The 1,192-nt window shown below is 49.3% G+C and carries 2 protein-coding genes and 1 pseudogene; all 3 read left to right on the top strand.

The features are described from left to right. Window positions 1-198, top strand: a pseudogene (locus ABMA70_RS15995) (hypothetical protein); the annotation flags it as partial. Beyond that, window positions 134-1,009 (top strand): hypothetical protein, encoded by an 876-nt coding sequence (locus ABMA70_RS15990; RefSeq protein ID WP_393022407.1) that lies wholly within the window; start codon window positions 134-136, stop codon window positions 1,007-1,009. The pseudogene ABMA70_RS15995 and the gene ABMA70_RS15990, both read left to right, overlap by 65 nt. Continuing rightward, the gene (locus ABMA70_RS15985; RefSeq protein ID WP_393022404.1) at window positions 993-1,175 is read left to right on the top strand and encodes a hypothetical protein; all 183 of its coding nucleotides are present in this window, start codon (window positions 993-995) and stop codon (window positions 1,173-1,175) included. The genes ABMA70_RS15990 and ABMA70_RS15985 overlap by 17 nt, the downstream gene beginning before the upstream one ends. Window positions 1,176-1,192 lie beyond the last annotated feature (17 nt).

Genomic DNA, 1,192 nt, shown 5'->3' with positions numbered 1-1,192 from the left:
ACCATGAAGATGGGTCAGACATATCAAGGTAACGGAGTGTTCCCTGAGTCTGTGTTCCGTAACTCCAATGCGTTCTTGAAGGACTTGAAAGATGCAACGGATGTAGAACCAGCAGACTTGACAGGAGGCACCAATGGACAAGACGAAGTTATTCGTTATGACTTTGATGGTAACGGCAAGCTTATTCGTTTGGAGTAAACAAGATATGCCACAGGTAGAATTTCGAGGACAACGATTCTCCTTCCCAGAGGGAGCAACCGAAGAACAGATTAGTGGCGTGCTCCGTGACTACATGGAGACACAGCCTACAGCCAATGGGATGTCTACTCCTGACCGCAGTGCGGCTATTCGTACTGAGAATGGATATGCTCCGACTGAAAGTTACTTTGGTGAAACAATGGATGGGGAAGAACCTAAGCTACAGGACGTGCCTAAGTTAACAGCCGAACAGCGGCGATTCGCTGAGGCTATTGCACAGGTGGAAACTGGTGGGTTAGATAACCGCTTCATCCGAACCAAGGTAAAACCCAACGGAACGGCGGCTGGTAGCTCCGCATACGGGACTTATCAGATTACGCATGGGTTACTATCAGGTTACTTGGACAAGGGCGTGGTGAGCCTTACAGAGCAGGAGAGAGCTGCCGCTGAGGAACTACTTCGTCGCCAAGAGATTGCATTGACAATCGGTGGACGTGACCGTGCCAAGTATCAGAAGGGTGGTATCTACCAATCGCAGGGTGTGCGATGGGCTAAGGCTTATGGGTTTGAGAATGTCGATGAGTTCCTAGATGCTTTCGATTATGGTGGTACACTAGGACTTGATGACGATGCAGAGTTCCAGACTCTGTATGAATCGTTCGCACGTAAGATGCTGAACAAACATCTGGACGAGGCAGGGGGCAACCCATTCAAGGCTGCTCGTATCTGGCATGGTGGACCGAAGGGTGCAGGTGCTACTACTGATAACTATGAACGTAAGGTGAGACGAATCTATGAACAAGGTGATTAAGAAAGGTATCTTCTGGGTAGAGGTGAACAAGGATGGTAAGGAGACAGGACGCTGTAGCCGTCGTCGGTTTGAACCGAAGCCAGAGCCAGAGGTGGTCAAGGAAGTTAAAAAGAAAGCAGCGCCTAAGAAGAAGGCAGCAAGTAAGAAGGATGAGGGGGAGCAATAGCTCCTCCCTTTTTATAC

It is taken from the genome of Halobacteriovorax sp. XZX-3, from assembly GCF_043196495.1.
In the GTDB taxonomy this organism is placed as follows: Bacteria; Bdellovibrionota; Bacteriovoracia; order Bacteriovoracales; family Bacteriovoracaceae; genus Halobacteriovorax_A.
The sequence above is the reverse complement of the archived record's forward strand: the minus strand, read 5'-3'. Positions and strand labels throughout refer to the sequence as shown.

Coding starts and splice junctions, on each gene's coding strand:
- ABMA70_RS15990 (WP_393022407.1), top strand. CDS start 134: ATGGACAAGACGAAGTTATTCGTTATGACTTTGATGGTAACGGCAAGC.
- ABMA70_RS15985 (WP_393022404.1), top strand. CDS start 993: ATGAACAAGGTGATTAAGAAAGGTATCTTCTGGGTAGAGGTGAACAAG.